Source organism: Paenibacillus thiaminolyticus (genome assembly GCF_007066085.1).
Classification (GTDB): domain Bacteria; phylum Bacillota; class Bacilli; order Paenibacillales; family Paenibacillaceae; genus Paenibacillus_B; species Paenibacillus_B thiaminolyticus.
Genome location: NZ_CP041405.1, coordinates 3,004,916 through 3,027,011 on the forward strand (window position 1 = coordinate 3,004,916; position 22,096 = coordinate 3,027,011).

4 protein-coding genes are annotated in these 22,096 nt (G+C 57.5%); all 4 read right to left on the reverse strand.

Annotated elements, in window-relative coordinates:
- Window position 1: 1 nt before the first annotated feature.
- Window positions 2–1,735 (reverse strand): ABC transporter ATP-binding protein, encoded by a 1,734-nt coding sequence (locus FLT43_RS13465; RefSeq protein WP_087443965.1) that lies wholly within the window; start codon window positions 1,733–1,735, stop codon window positions 2–4.
- Window positions 1,732–3,558, reverse strand: coding sequence for an ABC transporter ATP-binding protein (locus tag FLT43_RS13470; RefSeq protein WP_087443964.1), 1,827 nt, complete (start codon window positions 3,556–3,558; stop codon window positions 1,732–1,734). The genes FLT43_RS13465 and FLT43_RS13470 overlap by 4 nt, the downstream gene beginning before the upstream one ends.
- On the reverse strand, window positions 3,548–6,856 hold the full coding sequence (locus FLT43_RS13475) for a non-ribosomal peptide synthetase (protein WP_115057817.1): 3,309 nt from the start codon (window positions 6,854–6,856) through the stop codon (window positions 3,548–3,550). Before FLT43_RS13475 ends, FLT43_RS13470 begins: the two co-directional genes overlap by 11 nt.
- Window positions 6,857–7,008: 152 nt before the next feature.
- Window positions 7,009–22,041, reverse strand: a complete 15,033-nt coding sequence (locus FLT43_RS13480; protein ID WP_115057816.1) for a non-ribosomal peptide synthetase — start codon at window positions 22,039–22,041, stop codon at window positions 7,009–7,011.
- Window positions 22,042–22,096: the final 55 nt, after the last annotated feature.

Here is a 22,096-nt window from a genome sequence, read left to right on the forward strand (position 1 = left end):
TCTAGCCGTACAGCCGAGCGTAATAACCCTCGAGCGCCAGCAGGTCCTGATGACGGCCCCGCTCGACGACCGTGCCTTGGTTCATGACGGTAATCAAATCCGCATGTTCCACGGTGCTGAGACGGTGGGCAATCAGAATGGTGGTGCGCCCCTTCATCAATTCGTTCAGGGCCTGCTGTACCCAATGCTGGGATTCGTTATCCAGCGCGGAAGTCGCTTCGTCCAGCAGCAGAATCGGGGCGTTTTTGAGAATCGCCCGGGCGATCGCAATTCGCTGCCTTTGTCCGCCCGACAACGACGCTCCTCTCTCTCCCACCGACGTTTGATACTGTTCCGGAAGTTCCTGAATGAAATGGTGAGCATACGCCGCTTTGGCCGCTTCAATCACTTCTTCATCCGTTGCATCCGGGTTGCCGTAGCGGATGTTTTCCTCAATCGTGCCGGTAAATAAGAACGGCTCCTGCGGAACGTATGCAATCTGCCTGCGGATTTCATCCAGCGTGTAATGGCCGAACGGTTTGCCTTGGAGCAGGATTTCTCCGCTATCCACAGGATAAAAGCCGAGCAGCAGCTTGATCAGCGTACTTTTGCCGCTGCCGCTGGCCCCTACGATAGCGGCGACCTGGCCGGGAAACACCTGCATGGACATGTCGACAAGCACCTTTTTATCTGCCTGATAGGAAAATTCCACATCGCGAAACTCCACCGCAGCCTCTGACATTAGCTCGCTGTGAGGAGAGCCCAAACGCTCCGGTTCCTCTTCCTCTCTTAGTACCTCTTGAATCCGGTGAGCGCCGGCGAGCGAATTTTGGGTCATCGACAGAACCATCCCCAAGTTCAACAAGGCGTGCGTCAGATTCACTTGCAGAACCGCCAGGGCGGCGACGCTTCCCATTCCCATCAGTCCGTAGGCATAAAGAAGACTGCCGATGACGATGATGCCGCAGAACGTGACGTAGCTGATAAAATGGTTCACCGCAGCCTGCATGCCATTCTTCTGCGCAGTTTGCCGAAGCGTCTGCGTCATTTGTTCGTTCAACGCTTCGTACTGGTTGTAAATCGTACGGATGCGGAACAGCTTCACAATTTGAATGCCGCCCATAAAATCTTTGAATTTTTCGGTCATTTTACCGAGCGTTTGCAAGCCTTGTTCGGACAAGGCTCGAATATCCCGCGCAAATTTCAGGCTGACCACGGAGGACAGCAGCAGAATGACGAAGGATACGCCGGCAAACCGCCAATCGATCAACACCATGGAGACAATGGAGCCGATGCAAAAAACAATTTGAAGCAGCAAAACGAAGTAAACCTGCGAAAATGTAAACTCAACGGTCGTTACGTCGTTGTTCACCCGCGACAGCAAGTCCCCATGGTGCGTCTGTTCCAGAAATCTCGGCCGCACCCGGCACAGCTTGTCGTAAAGACGTTCGCGGATATTCAGCACAGTCAGCTCGACACTGCGCTGGTATAAGTAAATGAACCAAGGAGAAATCACATTTTCCAGGAACAGCGCCGCACCCAAAATAATAAAGGCTTCCACCATCAGGGACGTATCACGAGACACGGCGAAATCAACCAAGTTATGTACGACCAAACTGAAGGCGATCAGGAACAATGTCTGGGTGAGCGCCGTCACGGCCAGGCCAATGGCGTACTGGGTTTTGCGCTTGCGGTTCATAAAGGTCAGCAAGTAGCCGAGTTCTTTCACTTGAGAGAGCCATCCGCCCTTTTTCATGTGTACGCCACCTCCCTGCGTTCGGCAGAATCGGTAAATTCCTGGTAGTACGACTGGGCGTACAGTCCCTTCCTCTCCAGCAATTGTTCATGAGTGCCCTTTTCAACAATCTTCCCCTGTTCCATGACCCAAATTTCGTCGGCGTTTTGAACAGTAGAAAGCCGGTGGGCAATAACCATGGCCGTTCTCTGCTTCATCAATACATTGAGCGCTTCCTGAACCGCGCTTTCCGACTCCGGATCAAGAGCCGACGTTGGCTCGTCCAGCAGCAGAACGGGAGCATCCTTCAGAAAAGCCCGGGCCATTGCAATGCGCTGGCGCTGCCCGCCGGACAAAAAGCCTCCGCGCTCTCCGACATATGTCTGGTAGCCGCCCTCAAGCTGCATAATGAAGGAATGCGCCTGAGCGGCTTTGGCGGCTTCGATAATCTCGTCCATCGACGCTTCTTCCCGCCCGTAGCCGATATTTTCGGCGATCGTGCCGCTAAACAAATATGAATCCTGGGTTACCACGGAAAAATGCGACCGAAGCTGCTCCGGATCGGCGCCGTGGATCAGGCTGCCGAACACGCGGATCTCACCCTGGTCCTCCGGAAGCGGATAAAAGCCGCATACAAGCTTAAACACCGTGCTCTTCCCTCCGCCGCTCGCTCCGACAAGCGCGATCGTCTTCCCTTCCGGCACCGAAAAGCTAACATTCCGCAGGATCGGGGAGCTCTCCTCATACCCGAAGGTTACCTTCTGAAACTCGATGGGGGCGGCGCTCGCCTTCGGAAGCGAACGGCCATTTTCCGTTTCGGTCGGCTGCTCGACGATTTCGGAGACCCTTCTGAGGGCACCGGCCATTTCGAACGTCCGTGTGATGAGCTCGGGAATATGCTCCAGCGGCTCCAGACACAGATTCAGCAAGTACAGGAAGGCGACCAGCTCCCCCGCGCCTAGCTGCCCTTGGTAGATCAAATAGCTTCCGTAACTGACGGCGAAAATGATCGGGCTGATCATCAGCGTGGAAAGCAACGGATTGACCCAGGCTTCCCGCTTTTTCACGGCCAGCTTTTTGTGGGCCGTCAATTGCAGCAGCACTTGGTAGGAGCGAGATAACATGCCGGATAGCAGGTAGCTTTTTACAATAGGCATACCCCCGAGCGTATCCTGGAGGTTGACGTTCATTCGGCCCATGTTCGCCTGGGCTTCCTCCGTCAACCGTTCCAACTGCTTGCCGATCCATTGGGACACCAGCAGCGCTAAGGGAAATAACAGCAGGCTGTAAAGCATCAGCTCCCATTGGAGGTAGATCAAATAAGCGAAACAGCCAATGAACAATAGCGGATGATAAAACCACTGGGCAAGGTCCCGAATCATAAACTGCTGGATAAGCTGCAGGTCGTTGTTGATCCGCGACAACACGTCGCCGGAGTGCTGCTTTTCCAAATAGGAGACCGGGAGTTTGCCGATATGACGCATGACATGGTTGCGGATATCCTGCACCGCAGAGGCGCTGCTTCGCTCCACCCCGAAGCTCATAAAATACTTCGCCGGCACACCGATCAAGATGACCACAAAGACCGTGTACACGATTTGCAGAACGATTGGCCCCGCCCCCTCCTCGGCCTGGGTGGTCAGCTGCTCGATCAAACTTCCCGTCCATATCTCAATAACGGCGGCGGCAATTGCGGACAAGGTACCGACGATCATCCAGCCTTTGTGACGGCTTACATAGGACATCAGCCAGCGGAACGCTTTCCAGGTGGCGTAAGCGGATTGGCGCTTGGAAGGCGCCGCTGTGCCTTGTTCTTGAACAGACTGCTGCCGGTCAGCTTCCATGCAGTACCCCGGCCTCCACTTCGATCTGCCGCTTGACTTGCTCTAAAATGTCCCGGATGACAACGGCCGTTTCGTCCACGCGCGCGAGTTCCAGCAATTCCTCGTGCGCGCCCTCCAGCCGGTAATCGGCGTAAGCTTGCGTCGTTGCCCCCCGCCAGGACGGCAATTGGTGCTCTAGGCGGAACGCTTCGCTGTCTTTCGCAATCAGCTCGTAAATCCGGGCCGGGATCGTGCCGGAATTAATAAGCTGCGCTTCGTACGTCAAGGTCGCTTTGACCTTCCGATGAACCCGCTCCCGCACGAGCGGACTGCTCATTAATTCCTTCTCTTCTTCGTCGAAATCGGCAAGCGTTTCTTCAAGCTCTTTCTCCGACGTTTCGGGAGGCGTCAGCGTGTCCTTAATCCACGAATCCACCATGAGCACGTCCGTTACGGAATACCCTCTTTTCTCCATCGTTTTGGCTACCTCGAACGTGAGGTTGCCTCCAAAGCAGTAGCCGAGCAGCACGTAAGGTCCTTCGGGCTGGATGCGGACGATCTCGTCTACATAACGGTTCAGCATGACCTCGTAATCGGTGGCATCGTCGATAAAATCAATGCCGTAGAGCAAAAACTGGCCGTCGAGCCTGTTTGCGAGCTCCCGGTAACCGATGCCGAAGCCACTGCCCGGAGGGAAGCAGAACACATTCAAATCTCCTGCTTTATTCAGCTTAATGAAGGAGTCTCCCCCTTTATCCAGACCCAGATCCCCCTCTCCGAAAGCCATGGCTTCAACGGTTACATGATGGAATTGGCGGTTCAGCGGTATCTCAATGCCCGTTTCATCGTAAACGGCTTGAACGAGCCTCATCAGACTTAACGAATTGCCACCCAACTCAAAAAAGTTATCCTTTACGCCGACCTGCGGAACGCCAAGCGTATCCTGCCAGACGCGGGCGATCTTCATTTCGAGCAGCGTTCTCGGCGCGACATATTCCGCTCCTCCGGCCGCGGCTTCCTCCGGCGCGGGCAGCGCTTTGCGGTCGATTTTCCCGTTCGGGGTCAGCGGCATCTGCGAAAGGTGCACGAGGTGCGAAGGAATCATATACCCCGGAAGCTGCTTGGCGAGCTCCTCCTTGAGTTCATGCGCCGCCAGCCTCGTTTCCGCGACGTAGTAAGCGACAAGCTGCTTTTGGCCGTTCGCGTCGTCGCGGTCGAGCACCTTGGCTTCTTGCACGGCGGCGATCTTCAGCAGCTGCGTCTCGATTTCGTCGAGCTCGATCCGGTAGCCGCGGATTTTCACCTGGTGGTCGATCCGGCCCAGGTATTCGATGTTGCCGTCCGGCAGCCAAGCCGCCAAGTCGCCCGAGCGGTACAGCTTCTCCCCCTCCGCAAACGGGGAATCGACGAACTTCTCCGCCGTCAGATCCGGACGGTTCAGGTATCCTCTCGCAAGGCCTTCCCCGGCCACGTACATTTCGCCCGCTACGCCGATCGGCACTGGGCGGCGGTTCTCATCCAGGACGTACACCCTCAGCGTCGGGATCGGCTTGCCGATATTGCTCTTCGCCGCCTCCATTTCGACCCGCGTAATTTCCTTATACGTCACGTGAACCGTCGTCTCGGTAATGCCGTACATATTGATCAGCTTCGTCTCCGGGTACTTCGTCTTGAAGCCCTTGAGCAGCAGGGGACTCAGCGCTTCGCCCCCGAAGATGACGTTGCGAATCCGCAGATCGTACGGATGGTCCGCCAAGACCTTACGCAGCAGCTGGTAGAAGTACGTTGGCGTCTGATTCAAAATCGTAACCTGTTCGCGGCCCAGCAGCGCCAAGAAATCGGCCGGATTTTTCGCCGTGAGCGGCGGTACGATGACCAGCTTGCCTCCGTACAGCAGCGCTCCGTACATTTCCCAGACGGAGAAATCGAAGCAGAACGAGTGGAACAGCGTCCACGTGTCGGACGGCCCGAAGTCGAACAGGTTCTTGTCGTTGAACAGGAGGCGCACCACGTTCTTATGCTCGATCAGCGTTCCTTTCGGTCTGCCGGTCGTTCCCGACGTGTAGATGACATAAGCCAGGTTGCCCGGTCCGGAAATCGGCTCCAGGTTCGCAGCGTCCAGTGCATCGTCGGAGTCCGCCCCTCTGTCGCCCCAAACGAAATCGTCCAATTCGAGGCGCGTTCCTGCGAAGTCAGTCTTTTCGTGCAGATGCTTTTGAATCAGCAATAACGGCGCGCCCGAATCCTCGATCATGAAGCGGATGCGCTCCTCCGGGTAGTCGGGATCGACAGGCACGTAGGCTCCGCCCGCTTTGAGAATCGCCAGAATGCCGACGACCATATCGAGCGAGCGTTCAGCCAGAATCGCTACCAGTTGGTCCGCTTCTACTCCCGTCTCCCGCAGCTTCCGCGCAAGCCGGTTGGATCGCTCGTTCAGCTCGCGGTAGGTCAACTGCCGCTCGTTCATGACGGCGGCCACGTTGTCCGGGTAAAGCTCCGCCTGCTCTTCGAACAAGCCGTGAATCGTTTTCCCCTGCTCGAACCCGGTTTCGGTGTCATTAAATCGCTTCAACAGCATCTCCCTCTCGTCTGGGGACAGCACATCGGCTTGTCCAAGCTCCAGATCCGGCTGAAATAAAAGCACGGATAGCAGCCGAACAAGATGGTCGGCCGCCTGTTCCACAAATGCCCGCTCGTACCGCTGCCCGTCAAAGCTTATTTCCAGCTTGATGGAGTGGTTTTGGCGGTCAAATTGAAAAACCGTATCGGCCGCCACCCGGTTACCCAGCGGTACCGGATGAATCGGGGCGAAAGATGCGACGGTGTTGACGACCGGGAGGCCGTCCCCCGTATAGCCCAGATGGAGCGGCTCCACCATTTTTCGAAAAGGCAGATGCTGATGCTCCAGCGCCTCGCCGATGGAAGCTTTGATGCCCCCGAGCAGCGTTTTCAGCGTAGTCTGGCGGCTTACGGACGTCTTGATCACCAAGATGTCATGCGGCGGCGGAGTCCCGTCGGGGTCTGCGCTATAAGAAGGCATGCCGACCAGCACTTGGTCTTGCCCGGTATATTTGAACAGCAGGCTTTTTACTCCTGCCAAAACAATCATGTACAAAGCCAAATCCGAACCGTTGGCGAGGCGAATGATTCTCTCCGAGAGTTCGCTCGGCAGAGTACGGTGAAGCAAGCCCGGCTCGGCCGCAGCTTCCCCGTCGGCGGATAATTTGGAGGATTGACTGTAGGGAAGGAAGCTCAGGCTGTCATCGGCGTCAAACTTGCCGCTCCAGTACCGTTCTTCCTTTTCAAATAAAGATTTCATTCGTACCTCCCCTAAAAATGAAGTAACCCCTTGCCCCGGCGCAGGTCCGAAAAAGCTTGCTTTCGGCCTGCGCGTTTACGGGCTTGGACGTTGTTCGCCGTCTTCCTTGGGATGCGCGCCGTTTTCGCTTGATGGCGGAGGCGCTTGTAGGATTAGAACGCGAATTCGATCGTATCGACGGCACTCTTTACGCCTGCAGCCGGTTTATGACATTCAATCCGGCTTAGCTCGAGTTGCGGATTTTCCGCAATTTGAGACAGTATCCGTAGGTAATCCTCGGTCAAGGTGTGGATCATCGCTTCTTTGAACAGCTTGGTGGCGTAGAAGAAGCCCCCGCTTAGCGCCCCGTTGTTTTCATACATAAACAGCGTCAGATCGAACTTCGCTTCTTCCAATTGGTCAAGCTCGTAATTCTTCAGGGTGACCCCTTCCAGCTCGGCGTCTCGTTCTTCGATATTTTGCAAATCGAAAACAGCATCGAACAACGGGAAGCGGCCAGGCTCCCGCTTCACATTCAAACGCTCCACGAGTTCTTCGAATGGATAATTCTGGTTCTCGAAAGCACCCAAAGCCGTTTCCTTTACTTCTTCCAGGTAAGACAAGAACGTTTTGTCGCCCGACGGACGATTGCGGATCGCCAGCGTATTGACAAACATCCCGATGACCGGTTCCAAATCGGCGTTTGTTCTTCCCGCCACCGGGGTGCCCACGACCAAGTCCTCCTGACCGCTGTACTTGGACAGCAGCACGGTATAAGCCGCAAGCAGCACCATGAACAACGTGCTGTCACGCTCGGCCGCCAATTCGCGCAGCCGCGCAGAGAGAGAAGCTTCAACGTCGAACTCCAGATGCGCGCCTTCGTAGCTGCGAACCGCAGACCGTTCGTAATCCATCGGCAGGTCCGCCGTCGGCAGCTCGCCTTCGAAGGTTTGCAGCCAGTACGCTTCCTGCCGCCCGATCCGCTCTCGGTGGGCCTTCGACTGCTGCCAAACGGCATAATCCTTGTATTGAATGCGCAGTGGCGGCAGTTCTTCCCCGGCGTAGAAACTCGAGAACTCATCGATCACAATCGCCATCGATACGCCGTCGGACACGATATGGTGCATGTCGAAAAGGAGAATATGCAGGTTCGGCTCCAGCCCGATGATCCCGGCTCGCAACAGCGGCGGCTTTCCGAGATCAAACGGACGAACAAAGCTGCGAACGATCTGCTCGATTTGAGCCGCATCCGCTTTATCCGCTTCATGATGCTCGATAGCAAAATCGACCTGCGGGTAAATCCGCTGAACCGCTTCGCCCTTCACGATTTCAAAACCGGTGCGCAGCGATTCGTGCCGTGTTATCAATTTCCGCAAGGCGGCTTCCAACCGGTCTAATTCAAACTCGCCTTCCACCTGCACCAACTCCGGCATGTTGTAAAGCTGATCCGCTCCATCCAGCGTGTGCTGAATGAACAGCCGTTTCTGCGCGGAGGACAGAGGATAGTACTCTCTTTCCTCCGCTTGAGGAATGACCTCATGCTCCTGCCGTTCCATCCGGGCGATCGCCTCGGCCATCGCCGCAATCGTCGAGTGACGGAATACGTCGCGCAGCGGCAGATTGACGTTTAATTCCTTAAAGACCTTGCCCGCCAGCGTTGTCGCCCGCAGGGAGTGGCCGCCGATGTCGAAGAAGTTGTCATGAACGCCAATCTCCTTCGCAAGCCCCAGCACCTCCTGCCAAATCGCCGCCAGCTTCGTTTCCAGCTCATTGCGCGGTGCGACGTACTCCGTTCCGCTTCCCGCTTCCCCTTCCGGCGCTGGCAGCGCCTTCCGGTCAATCTTTCCGTTTGGCGTCAGAGGCAGACCCTCCAGCTCCACGAAGTACGACGGGATCATGTAGCCCGGCAGCTCCTGTGCCAGCGCGCCGCGCAGATCGTTCACTGCCAGTTCCGCTCCGGTATCCAGCGTGTAATACCCGCATAGCGCCTTCTGCCCGTTCGCGTCACTTCGAACCAGCACCACCGCTTCGCGTACGCCTTCCACCCGCAACAGCTGCGACTCGATCTCGCCCGTTTCAATCCGGTACCCCCGGATTTTCGCCTGGTTGTCGATCCGGCCGATGAAGTCCACGTTCCCGTCCTCCATCCACCGCGCCAAATCCCCCGTGCGGTACAGCCGCTCGCCCGCGGCGAACGGACTGTCTACGAACTTCTCTTCCGTCAGCTCCGGACGGTTCAAGTACCCGCGCGCCACGCCGGCTCCGCCGATAACCAGCTCGCCCAGCACCCCGACCGGCACCGGGTTCAGATGCGCGTCCACGATGTAGAATTTCGCATTCAGCCACGCTTTGCCGATCGGCACATGGCCTGTCTGCGGCAGCTTCGCCAGCTCCTCGTCGTAGAAGCTTGAGTCGATCGCCGCTTCCGTTACGCCGTATGCGTTGATGATCCGGAACAACGAGCCGAAGCGTTCCTGCAAGGTCCGGTAATCCGCCACGCTGCAGCTGTCCGAGCTCGTGATCAACAGCTCCAATCGGCTCATATCCAGTTGCTGCTCGTGCACGTACTCCAGGAACGGCACGATCAGCGCCGGCGTCGATTCGAAGATCGTGACCCGCTCCCGCTCCATCCAGTGGTGCAGACGAGACGGATCAATCCGGTCGTCCTTCGGCACAATCACCATCGTGCCTCCGTTATACAACGTCCGCGCGATATCTCCCACGAACACGTCGAACGAGAAGCTTGCGAGCTGCAGCAGGCGCACCGGGAACTGATCCAACCGGTATTCCCGCCGGTAGCCCGCCGCCGTGTTCACCAGGCTGCGGTGCTCGATCATCACGCCCTTCGGCTTGCCCGTCGTTCCCGACGTATAAATCACGTACGCCAGGTCCTCCGGACGGGCTTCATGGAAGCTGCCCATGCCAACATTCTGATGGCTCTCATCGCCGTCGTCCACAGCATCCGTCAGCTTGCCGGAGACCATGCCGGAGCCAATCGGCGCATTCGCCCGCTCCTCGCTGTACGACGCTTCGTCGTCGAGGTAGAGCACCGCTGCCAGCGCCAGCTCCTCTTCGCCAAGCCAGGCTTCGGCACGCTCTCGCAGCACCGTTTGCGTCAGCAGTACCTTCGCTCCGCTGTCTTCAAGCATGAACCGCACGCGGTCCGCCGGATAATCCGGGTCGAGCGGCACATACGCCCCGCCCGCTTTCCAGACGGCCAGCACGGCCACCAGCAAGTCCACCGAACGCTCGGCGAGAATGCCGACGATCGTCTCCCGGCCGATGCCGCTTGCGCGCAGCGTGGCCGCCAAGCGGTTCGCCCGCTCGTTCAGCTCCGCATACGTAAGCCGGTCGTTCTCGTACACGACGGCCTCCGCTTCCGGCGTGCGCTCCGCCTGTTCCTCGAACAGCCGGTGGAACGCGGCCGCAGGAGCCGCTTCCGGCTGCGCGGGGTTGAACGTGCCGAGAATTTGTTCTTTTTCCTCTGCCGTCAACAAGTTCAGCTCGGCGATCTTCGCATCTGGACGGCTTATGATCGTCACGAGCAGCTGCTCGTAATGCTTCGCCAGCCGTTCAATCGTCTCCCTTTTGTAGATAGCCGTCGCATATTCGAAGCTGTAATCCAAGCCGCCGTTCTCCTCGCCCACATCCAAGCTGATATCAAACTTTGCGGTATCCAGTGCGCTCGGATAAGGAATCAGGCGAAGCCCTTCCAGCTCAAATTCCTCGTTCTCCGTATTCTGCATCGTAAACAGCGTGTCGAAGAGCGGATTGCGGCTTAAATCACGGGTGACTTGCACCTTGTCCACCAATTCTTCGAACGGATAGTTTTGATGCTCGAAGGCGTGGAGGGTCGTTTCTTTGACTTCGTTCAGGTATGACAGGAATGTCTTCTCCGAAGCCGGATAACTGCGGATCGCCAGCGTGTTTAAGAACATCCCGATTAACGGCTGCACATCTCCATGATTCCTTCCGGCAATCGGCGTACCGACGATCACATCTTCCTGACCTGAATATTTATGCAGAAGGACGTTATATGCCGCAAGCAGCACCATAAACAGCGTCGTGCCCGTTTCCGAGGCCAGTTGCCTTAGGCCGTCAGTTTTCGAAGCGTCGAAGAAAAACTCCAGCGTTTGGCCTTCGTAGCTCTGCACGGCCGGACGCGGATAGTCGGTTGGCATTTCCAGCACCGGAAGCTCGCCTTGGAACATGTTCAGCCAGTACGCCTCCTGACGCTGAAGCCGTTCCTTCTGCTCCTGCGAATGCTGCCAAACGGTGTAGTCTTTGTACTGAATGCGCAGAGGCTCCAATTGCTCGCCGCCGTACAAGCGGACGAATTCTTCAACAAAGATTTCCATGGAGATACCGTCGGAAATAATATGATGCATGTCGTACATTAGAATATGGCGTTCCGGAGCCAGCTCGACAAGGCCTACCCTCAGCAGCGGAGGCTTCGCCAAGTCAAACGGACGGACAAAACGGCGAACCGTCTCTTCGGCCTCTTGCTCATCTACTCGATAGAACTCCACGGCAAAATTCAAGTCCTGGTAAACCCGCTGCGATGCTTCGCCATCCACCATTTCGAACCCGGTGCGCAGCATTTCATGCCGCGCCATGAGCTTACGGAACGCTTCTTCGAACCTTGCCCAGTCCAAAGCCCCCTCCAGCAGCATCGCCTCCGGCATGTTGTAGCTAAGCTCCGCGTCTTCCAGTTGATTCAGGATAAAGAGACGTTTTTGAGCAAAAGATTGCGGGTACACCTCCCGGTCATCCGCCACCGGAATGGCAACGAATGTCTGCTCATCCAGCCGGGAAATGGCGGCCGCCATGCTCTCGATCGTGGAATGGCGGAACACGTCGCGCAGCGGCAGATCCACGCTCAGTTCCTTGTGCACCTTGCTGACCAGCGTCGTCGCCCGCAGGGAGTGGCCGCCGATGTCGAAGAAGTTGTCGTGAACGCCAATCTCCTTCGCAAGCCCCAGCACCTCCTGCCATATCGCCGCCAGCTTCGTTTCCAACTCATTGCGCGGTGCGACGTACTCCGTTCCGCTTCCCGCTTCTCCTTCCGGCGCTGGCAGCGCCTTCCGGTCAATCTTTCCGTTCGGCGTCAGAGGCAGGCGCTCCAGCTCCACGAAGTACGACGGGATCATGTACCCTGGCAGCTCCTGCGCCAGCGCGCCGCGCAGAACGTTCACTGCCAACTCCGCTCCGGTATCCGGCGTGTAATACGCGCATAGCGCCTTCTGCCCGTTCGCGTCACTTCGAACCAGCACCACCGCTTCGCGCACGCCTTCCACCCGCAGCAGCTGCGACTCGATCTCGCCCGTCTCAATCCGGTAGCCCCGGATTTTCGCCTGGTTGTCGATCCGGCCGATGAAGTCCACGTTCCCGTCCTCCATCCACCGCGCCAAGTCGCCCGTGCGGTACAGCCGCTCGCCCGCGGCGAACGGACTGTCTACGAACTTCTCTTCCGTCAGCTCCGGACGGTTCAAGTACCCGCGCGCCACGCCGGCTCCGCCGATGACCAGCTCGCCCAGCACCCCGACCGGCACCGGATTCAAATGCGCGTCCACGATGTAGAATTTCGCATTCAGCCACGCTTTGCCGATCGGCACATGGCCTGTCTGCGGCAGCTTCGCCAGCTCCTCGTCGTAGAAGCTTGAGTCGATCGCCGCTTCCGTCACGCCGTAAGCGTTGATGATCCGGAACAACGAGCCGAAGCGTTCCTGCAAGGTCCGGTAATCCGCCACGCTGCAGCTGTCCGAGCTCGTGATCAACAGCTCCAATCGGCTCATATCCAGTTGCTGCTCGTGCACGTACTCCAGGAACGGCACGATCAGCGACGGCGTCGATTCGAAGATGGTGACCCGCTCCCGCTCCATCCAGTAGTGCAGACGAGACGGATCGATCCGGTCGTCCTTCGGCACAATCACCATCGTGCCTCCGTTGTACAACGTCCGCGCGATATCTCCCACGAACACGTCGAACGAGAAGCTGGCAAGCTGCAGCAGGCGCACCGGGAATTGATCCAACCGGTATTCCCGCCGGTAGCCCGCCGCCGTGTTCACCAGGCTGCGGTGCTCGATCATCACGCCCTTCGGCTTGCCCGTCGTTCCCGACGTATAGATCACGTACGCCAGATCCTCCGGACGGGCTTCATGGAAGCTGTCGGTGCCGACATGCTGATGGCTCTCATCGCCGTCGTCCACAGCATCCGTCAGCTTGCCGGAGACCATGCCGGAGCCAATCGGCGCATTCGCCCGCTCCTCGCTGTACGACGCTTCGTCGTCGAGGTAGAGCACCGCTGCCAGCGCCCGCTCCTCTTCGCCAAGCCAGGCTTCGGCACGCTCTCGCAGCGCCGTTTGCGTCAGCAGTACCTTCGCTCCGCTGTCTTCAAGCATGAACCGCACGCGGTCTGCCGGATAATCCGGGTCGAGCGGCACATACGCCCCGCCCGCTTTCCAGACGGCCAGCACGGCCACCAGCAAGTCCGCCGAACGCTCGGCGAGAATGCCGACGATCGTCTCCCGGCCGATGCCGCTTGCGCGCAGCGTGGCCGCCAAGCGGTTCGCCCGCTCGTTCAGCTCCGCATACGTCAGCCGGTCGTTCTCGTACACGACGGCCTCCGCTTCCGGCGTGCGCTCCGCCTGTTCCTCGAACAGCCGGTGGAACGCGGCCGCAGGAGCCGCTTCCGGCTGCGCCGGGTTAAACGCGCCGAGAATTTGCTCTTTTTCCTCTGCCGTCAACAAGTTCAGCTCGGCAATCTTCGCATCCGGACGGCTTACGATCGCCGCAAGCAAATGTCCGAAATGAGTCGACAGCCGCCGGATCGTGCTTTCTTTATAAAGAGCCGTTGCGAATTCAAAGCTGCACTCCAGGCCGCCGTTTTCTTCCGTAACATCCACACTCAGGTCGAACTTGGCCGTGCCGTATTCGCTAGGGTACGGGGACAAATTCAGCCCTTCCAGCTCAAACTCTTTATCCTCCAAGTTTTGCAGGGAGAACATCGTGTCAAACAGCGGGTTGCGGCTCAAATCCCGGCTGACCTGCACTTTATCGACGAGCTCTTCGAACGGATAATTCTGATGCTCGTAAGCGCCTAAGGTCGTTTCTTTCACTTCTTCGAGATACGACAGGAAGCTCTTCTCCGAAGCCGGATAATTGCGGAGCGCCAGCGTATTGACGAACATTCCGATCAAAGGCTGCGTGTCTCCGTGCGTTCTGCCCGCAATCGACGTTCCGACGATCAAATCGTCCTGACCTGTGTATTTATGCAAAAGCACGGTATATGCCGCAAGCAGCACCATATACAGCGTCGTTCCTCTTTGAGCGGCCAGCTGCTTCAAGCCTTCGTTCGTTGCCTCGTCCACGAAGGACGTCAGCGTTTGTCCCTCAAAGCTCTGCACGGCAGGACGCGGATAGTCCGTCGGCATTTCCAGAACCGGCAGCTCGCCCCGGTAACGGTCCAGCCAGTAAGCTTCCTCGCGTTTCAACTGCACTTTTTGCTCGTCCGACTGCTGCCATACCGCATAGTCCTTGTATTGAATGCGCAAAGGCTCTAACGACTCACCGCCGTACAGACGAACGAGTTCCTCGACTAACACGTCCATCGAAACCCCGTCGGAGACGATATGGTGCATGTCGAACATCAGCAAATAACGTTCGGCTGCCAGCTCTACGAGCTCCGCCCGCAGCAGCGGAGGCTTCGCCAAGTCGAAAGGCCGGATGAAGGCCTGCACGACTTCAGGCGCTTCTTCCTCGTTCGCATGGCGGTACTCGACGGCAAAGTCGACGCTCTCGTAAATGCGCTGTACTGCTTCGCCTTGTATGATCTCAAAGCCGGTTCGCAGCGTTTCGTGCCGTGCGATCAGTCCGCGGAAAGCCTTCTCCAGCTGGCTCTGGTCAATCGTTCCTTCCAGCAACAGCACGCCCGGCATGTTGTAGCTCTGATCGGCCCCTTCCAGCTGATTCAGGATAAACAGCCGCTTCTGAGCTGAGGAAAGCGGATAATATGCTCTTGCGCCTGCCAGCGGAATCGACGAGAACGACTGCTCTCCGATCCGGGAGATGGCGAGAGCCATCTCTTCGATCGTCGAGTAGCGGAATACGTCGCGCAGCGGAAGTTCGACGTTCATTTCCTTCTGAATCTTGCTGACAAGGTTCGTCGCCCGCAAGGAGTGGCCTCCGAGCTCGAAGAAATTGTCCAGGACTCCAATGCCGGAGTAGCCCAGCACTTCCTCCCAGATCTTCACAAGCTGGGACTCCGTCCAGTTACGCGGCGCTACGTATTCGACGCCCGTTTGTATGCCGCCTTGCGGCTCCGGCAGCGCTTTGCGGTCCACTTTGCCGTTGGTCGTCAGCGGCATGCGCTCCAGCTGCACGAAGTACGACGGGATCATGTATCCCGGCATTCCCTGGGCCAGCGAGGTTCTCATTTCGCTGACCGTCAGCGTTCGGTCCGCCACAAAGTAGGCGACAAGCGCCTTCTCGCCCCCGCCGTCCTGACGGGCGAGCACCACCGCTTCTTCCACGCCCTCGACGTTCAGCAGCTGCGTCTCGATTTCGTCCAGCTCGATCCGGTACCCGCGGATTTTGACCTGGTCGTCGATCCGGCCCAGGTATTCGATGTTGCCGTCCGGCAGCCAAGCCGCCAAGTCGCCCGAGCGGTACAGCTTCTCCCCCTCCGCAAACGGGGAATCGACGAACTTCTCCGCCGTCAGATCCGGACGGTTCAGGTATCCTCTCGCCAGGCCTTCCCCGGCCACGTACATTTCGCCTGCTACGCCGATCGGCACAGGGCGGCGGTTTTCATCCAGGACGTACACCCTCAGCGTCGGGATCGGCTTGCCGATATTGCTCTTCGCCGCCTCCATTTCGACCCGCGTTATTTCCTTATACGTCACGTGAACCGTCGTCTCGGTAATGCCGTACATATTAATCAGCTTCGTCTCCGGGTACTTCGTCTTGAAGCCCTTGAGCAGCAGCGGACTCAGCGCTTCGCCCCCGAAGATGACATTGCGAATCCGCAGATCGTACGGATGGTCCGCCAAGGCCTCACGCAGCAGTTGGTAGAAGTACGTTGGCGTCTGATTCAAAATCGTGACCTGTTCGCGGCCCAGCAGCGCCAAGAAATCGGCCGGATTTTTCGCCGTGAGCGGCGGTACGATGACCAGCTTGCCTCCGTACAGCAGCGCTCCGTACATTTCCCAGACGGAGAAATCGAAGCAGAACGAGTGGAACAGCGTCCACGTGTCGGACGGCCCGAAGTCGAACAGGTTCTTGTCGTTGAACAGGAGGCGCACGACGTTCTTATGCTCGATCAGCGTTCCTTTCGGTCTGCCGGTCGTTCCCGACGTGTAGATGACATAAGCCAGGTTGCCCGGCCCGGAAATCGGCTCCAGGTTCGAAGCGTCCAGCGCATCGGCGGAGTCCGCCCCTCTGTCGCCCCAAACGAAATCGTCCAATTCGAGGCGCGTTCCTGCGAAGTCGGTCTTCTCGTGCAGATGCTTTTGAATCAGCAATAACGGCGCGCCCGAATCCTCGATCATGAAGCGGATGCGCTCCTCCGGGTAGTCGGGATCGACAGGCACGTATGCTCCGCCCGCTTTGAGAATCGCCAGAATGCCGACGACCATATCGAGCGAGCGTTCGGCCAGAATCGCTACCAGTTGGTCCGCTTCTACTCCCGTCTCCCGCAGCTTCCGTGCAAGGCGGTTGGATCGCTCGTTCAGCTCGCGGTAGGTCAGCTGCCGCTCGTTCATGACGGCGGCCACGTTGTCCGGGTAAAGCTCCGCCTGCTCTTCGAACAATTGATTGAGCGTCTTCCGGCACGGAAATTCCGTAGTGGTGTCGTTAAAACGTCCGAGAAGGTCGGCCTTTTCCGCCTCCGTCACAAGTTCCAGCTCACCCACGGTAATTTCCGGGTTATCCGTCACCTGCTCCAGCAGATGGACGAGATGCCCCTTGAGCCGTTCGATGCTGTCTTTATCGAACACTTCGGCGTTAAAGTCGAACCGAATTTCGATCTCGGCTCCCGGCACCACGGTCACGTTGAAGTTATAGTTCGTCTGCTCCTCCATCTGAACGTCAGTGATCGTCAGGTCGCCGTGCTGCTGGTCGCCCGCCTGTTCCATCTGCTCGTCCACCGGATAGTTCTCGAAAGCGATGATATGGTTGATCAGGTTTTGCTTTTGCACGCTGCGGGCTTGAATTTCATACAGCGGATAGTAATCATAACGCCCGGACTCCAGCGCCCGCTCTTGGAGCTTCGCCATCAGGTCGGCGAACACGGTGTCCCCTTCGCTCGTGACGCGGACCGGCACCGTATTGATGAACAGCCCGATCATGGACTCAATGCCCGGGATTTCCGCCGGTCTTCCGGCCACGACGCTGCCGAATACGGCATCGTTTGTTCCGTTATATTTTTGCAGCATCACGCCCCAAGCGGCTTGCAGCAGCGTATTGACCGTAACCAGACGCTCTTTCGCCACCCGGTCCATCCGCTCGCTCAAGTCCTTGCCCAGCTCGGCGGTGACGTGATCAGCCGTAAATCTGCCGTTCGGCTGCGCTTCCTTTTGCCCCGGGAGTACGGTTTGCCCTTCGTAACCTGCCAGGAACGCCGTCCAATAGCCGGATGCCGCCTGATCGTCCTGTTTCTCCAACCATTCGATATAAGCGCCATAATCCGATCCCTTATCTCCCGCTGGCTGCTTGCCGGATGCCAAGGCCGAGTACGTCTCAAACAGCTCCTGCGTCAGTTGCGGCAGGCACCAGCCGTCCATCAAAATATGCTGGAAACTCCACAGCACATGATAGCTCTGCTCTTCGGTGCGCAGGATCGTAACCCGAACGAGCGCGTCATGTTCCATGTCGAAGCCGCGAAGCTTGTCATCCTCGGCCTTTTTATCCAAATACGCTTGTTTCTCGTCCGGCTGCAAGTGAAGCAGCTCTTCATATTCAAAACCGACCGGCTTGTCGCGGTATATGATTTGCAGCAGCTCGCCCGCTGGTCCTTTCACAAAATTCGCCCGCAGCACCAGATGACGTTTCGCAAGCTCCATCCAGCTCCTCTCGAAAAGCTGGACGTCAAGCGCTCCCCGCATCGTAAACCGCGTCTGCTCGAAGTAAGCGGCCGTTTGCCGGTCAAGCGCGCTGTGGAACCACATGCCCTTCTGCATCGGCGTAAGCGAGTAAATATTTTCGATTTCCCCGACATGGCCCGAGCGCTGGCCGATTTGCTCCAATTCCGCGATGGTCAAGCCTTTAAATTGCACATCGCTCGGCGTCAATTCGGTGTGTTCTTTGCCTGCGCAGTGGGTAATGAGCTCTCGGAGACTTTGCTCAAGCCGCTGAGCGAAGGCTTCCATCGTTTCCTTGCGATACTGCTTCCGGCTGTAGCTGAGATCGAGCGATAGAGCGCCGTCCAGTACCATGCCGTTGATATCCAGCACAAAGCTGCGGGCCTGCCGGTCGCTGGCCGGGTTTCCGCTGGAATAAGAAGATATGCCGATCTCGTCCTGATTGACATCATCGTCGAACTGGCCGAGGTAGTTAAAATTAATTTCCTGCTCTGCGCCCCAAACAAAGCCATCCTCCGATTTGGAGAGATAGCGGCATACACCGTACCCAAGCCCCTTGTTCGGAATGCGGCGCAAGCTTTCCTTGACCTGTTTAATCTGATAGGCCAAATCCCGGTTGGTTTCCGGCTCCAGGACGACCGGAAACTTGGTCGTAAACCAGCCGACTGTGCGCGTGATGTCGATATCCGTTCCGATCGATTCGCGTCCGTGTCCTTCGAGATTGATCCGCACCCGTTCGTGTCCCGTCCACTTGCGAACGGCTATGCCGAGCGCCGTTACCAAAATATCGTTCATTTCGGTGTTGTAGGCCCGGTGAACCCGCTTCAGCAGCAGCTCCGTTTCTTCAGGAGTCAAACGGACGAACATCGATTCGCTGTCCTGCTGCGTCGTAACGTCCGCCTCCAGATCCTTCGGCAAGGCCGGAACCGCAATTTGTTCCACGGCCTGCCAATAAGCCCGTTCCTTTGCCATCTCCGGGCTTTGCGCGTAAGCGGCCAGCTGCTCGGACCAAGTGCGGTACGCATCCGTTTTCGCCGGGAAACGAATTTCCTCGCTTTTGCCGGCCTGCTCGTAACCCAGAGCGAAATCCTCCATCAAAATGCGCCAAGACACGCCGTCCACCACGGCATGATGAACCGCGAGCAGTAAATGATCGCCGTCCGCGCACCGGAACAGTCCCGCCTTCACGAGGGGCCCTTTCTCCAGATCGATGCCCGCTTGAATATCCGTTGCCTTCGCTTCCACAGCCTGTGCGGTATTCTCCGCACCCTTGAAGTCGAACACGTCCAGCGTGAACAGCCCGCCTTCCTGAATCGCGCGGTTCCGTTGACTAAACCCTTGTTCCGTTTTGCGGAACACCATCCGCAAGGCGTCATGATGCTCGGCCAGCTTTTGCAGCACCTGACGCACCGTCTCTTCGTCGAAGCGTTCCTTCCGGTACAGCATCACCGACTGGTTGAAATGATGCGGGGCCGCAAAGGAGCTCTCGAAAAACCAATGCTGAATCGGTGTCAGCGCCGTTTCACCCGTTACTTCGCCTTGATCGATGGTATGTCCGATCGGTTTCACATGCAGGCTGAGCTGTGAAATAGTCGGATATTTGAACAAATCCCGGATTTCCAGCTTGTACCCGGCTTGATGAAGCCGCGAAGATACTTGAATGGACTTGATCGAGTCTCCGCCCAGCTCGAAGAAATGATCCGTTACCCCAACGCGATCGGCGTTCAATACCGCCTGCCACACATCGGCAAGCGCCCTTTCGGCTTCATTGCGGGGAGCTACGTACGCGCCGCCGGTCAGCGCGTTTCCTTCTGGGGCGGGCAAAGCCTTGCGGTCGATTTTGTCGTTCGGCGTGAGCGGCATCCGCGGAAGCTGAACAAAATGCGCCGGAATCATGTAATTCGGCAATTTTTGCGCCAGCGCGCTTCTCAACTCGCCGAGCGTAAGCGGGCGGCCCGCGACCAGGTAAGCGCACAATTCTTGCCCGCTTTTGCCTTCCCGCGCGATTACCATCGTCTCCTGCACGGAGTCGATCTTCAGAAGCTGCTCTTCAATCTCGCCGATCTCGATCCTAAATCCACGGATTTTCACCTGATGGTCGATCCGGCCCAAGTACTCAATATTTCCGTCCGGCAGCCAGCGGGCGAGATCTCCCGTCCGGTAAAGGCGTTCTCCCGGCGCAAACGGATGTTCCACGAACTTCTCAGCCGTCAGCTCCGGATGGTTCAGGTAACCTCTCGCAAGCCCCACGCCTGCCACGCACAGCTCGCCGTCCACTCCCGGAGGCACAAGCTGCAGGTGGGCATCCAAAATAAAAATCCGGTGATTGGCCAGCGGGCGCCCGATCGGAATGACTCTGCGCTCCGGCTGCTCCTCATCCGCATCCCAAAGCGTCGTAACAATCGAAGCTTCGGTAGGGCCGTAAGCATTGAAATAGTGGACCTTCGGTTTCCACTGCTGCACGAATTCGGCCGATACCGCCGAGCCTCCCGTTACGAGCTTCGTTAAGCTGGGAAGGCGGTCCGGGTTCAAATAAGCGCTGTACGTCGGAGGCAAAATCGCCGCCGTAATCGCATGCTCGTTCATATAACTCTCGAACAGGCGGTTGTCGAGAATCGTCTCGGCCGTCGGGATGTACAAAGCCGCGCCAAAATAGAGCGCTTTGAACACTTCCCAGCAGGACGCGTCGAACGACAGGCTGGCGAATTGAACGATCCGGTCATGCTCCGTGATGCCCAGCCTGTCCGCGAACATCAGCTTCAAGCTGACCAAACCGCGATGCTCCAGCATGACCCCTTTGGGTTTGCCCGTCGTACCTGACGTATAGATGACATAAGCCAGATCATTCGGACCGCTGGCCGGCTCCAGGTTCGTTCCATCGTCGCTGTAGGCCTGCTCGTCATCCAGCGCCAACACGGTCCCTTCGAACGGCACCTGCTGCTGCAGCTCCCTTTGAGTCAGCAGCAGCTGCGCATTCGAGTTCTCCAGAATGTAGCGGATGCGTTCTTCCGGGTATTCCGGGTCGATCGGCACGTAGGCACCGCCAGCTTTCAGAACCGCCAGAATGCCAACGACCGTCTCCAGCGATCTCCTGGCCATCAAGCCTACCAGCTGATTGGGCAGCACGCCGACCGATCGCAGCGTCCGCGCCAGCCGGTTCGCCCGTTCGTTCAGCTCCGCGTACGAAAGCCGCCGCCCCTCAAAGACAACCGCCGTTGCTTCGGGCACCCGCTTCACCTGCTCCTCCACGAGCTGATGAATCGTCCGATCACGGGGATAGTCCTTCTCGGTATCGTTAAAGCTTTGCAGCAATTGAAATTTCTCGTCCTCCGACAGCATGTCCACCCGCACGATGTTCAGCTCCAACTCGTGAAGCCCCACGGCCAGCAGGCGATTCAGATGGCCGACGACCCGAGTCATGAACTTGGAGTCATATAAGTGCTCGTTATATGACAGCGCTAGCTGTATCGTCCCGCCGGTTAAGCTGAATTCAAAGGAACAATCCGTGACCACGTTTTGCCCAATTTCGTCCAGATGCAGCTCCTTAAGGGAAACTAGCGTATGGATGACGGGTATCCCGTCTGCATATTGCAGGTCCAGCTTCTCCGTCATTTTCAAAAACGGAATATGTTGATGCTGAATCGTTTCCGGCAAGGAAGTCCTCAGCTCGCTCAGAAGCGTTTTAAAAGTCGCACCCGCCGAAAGCAAGTTTTTCAAAATGACCGTATGATTAACGGATCGGCGCGTCTCCGTCGGTTTCCGTACAACCGGCATGCCGACCAGAATGTCAGAAGCGCCTGTATATTTATGCAAGAGTGACTGAACACCGGCGAGCAAAATCATAAAAGCGGCCAGCGGAGCGCCCTTGCTCATTTGAAGGACGCGCTGCGCCGCTTTCTCCGAAAGCGAACCGCCGACGGTTGTCATAATGGGCGCCTGGGAGCTTGGAGCTTTGCTGTAAGGCAGCCGCGTCAAGGTATAATCGTCGCTACCGAATTTTTCGTTCCAAAACAACGTTTCTTTTTCAAAAGCCACCTGGATCGTCCCCCTCTCTACATGGGTAAAAGCAATCCGGCGGAGCATATGCCGCAGCAACGCTACAGCCTTGCTCCCCGCCTTTTCAAACATGTGACTACAATATCAATGGCTTTCGCCAGGTCACCGCTTCGCTTGCCCAGTTGAT

Coding starts and splice junctions, on each gene's coding strand:
- FLT43_RS13470 (WP_087443964.1), bottom strand. CDS start 3,558: ATGGAAGCTGACCGGCAGCAGTCTGTTCAAGAACAAGGCACAGCGGCG.
- FLT43_RS13465 (WP_087443965.1), bottom strand. CDS start 1,735: ATGAAAAAGGGCGGATGGCTCTCTCAAGTGAAAGAACTCGGCTACTTG.
- FLT43_RS13475 (WP_115057817.1), bottom strand. CDS start 6,856: ATGAAATCTTTATTTGAAAAGGAAGAACGGTACTGGAGCGGCAAGTTT.
- FLT43_RS13480 (WP_115057816.1), bottom strand. CDS start 22,041: ATGTTTGAAAAGGCGGGGAGCAAGGCTGTAGCGTTGCTGCGGCATATG.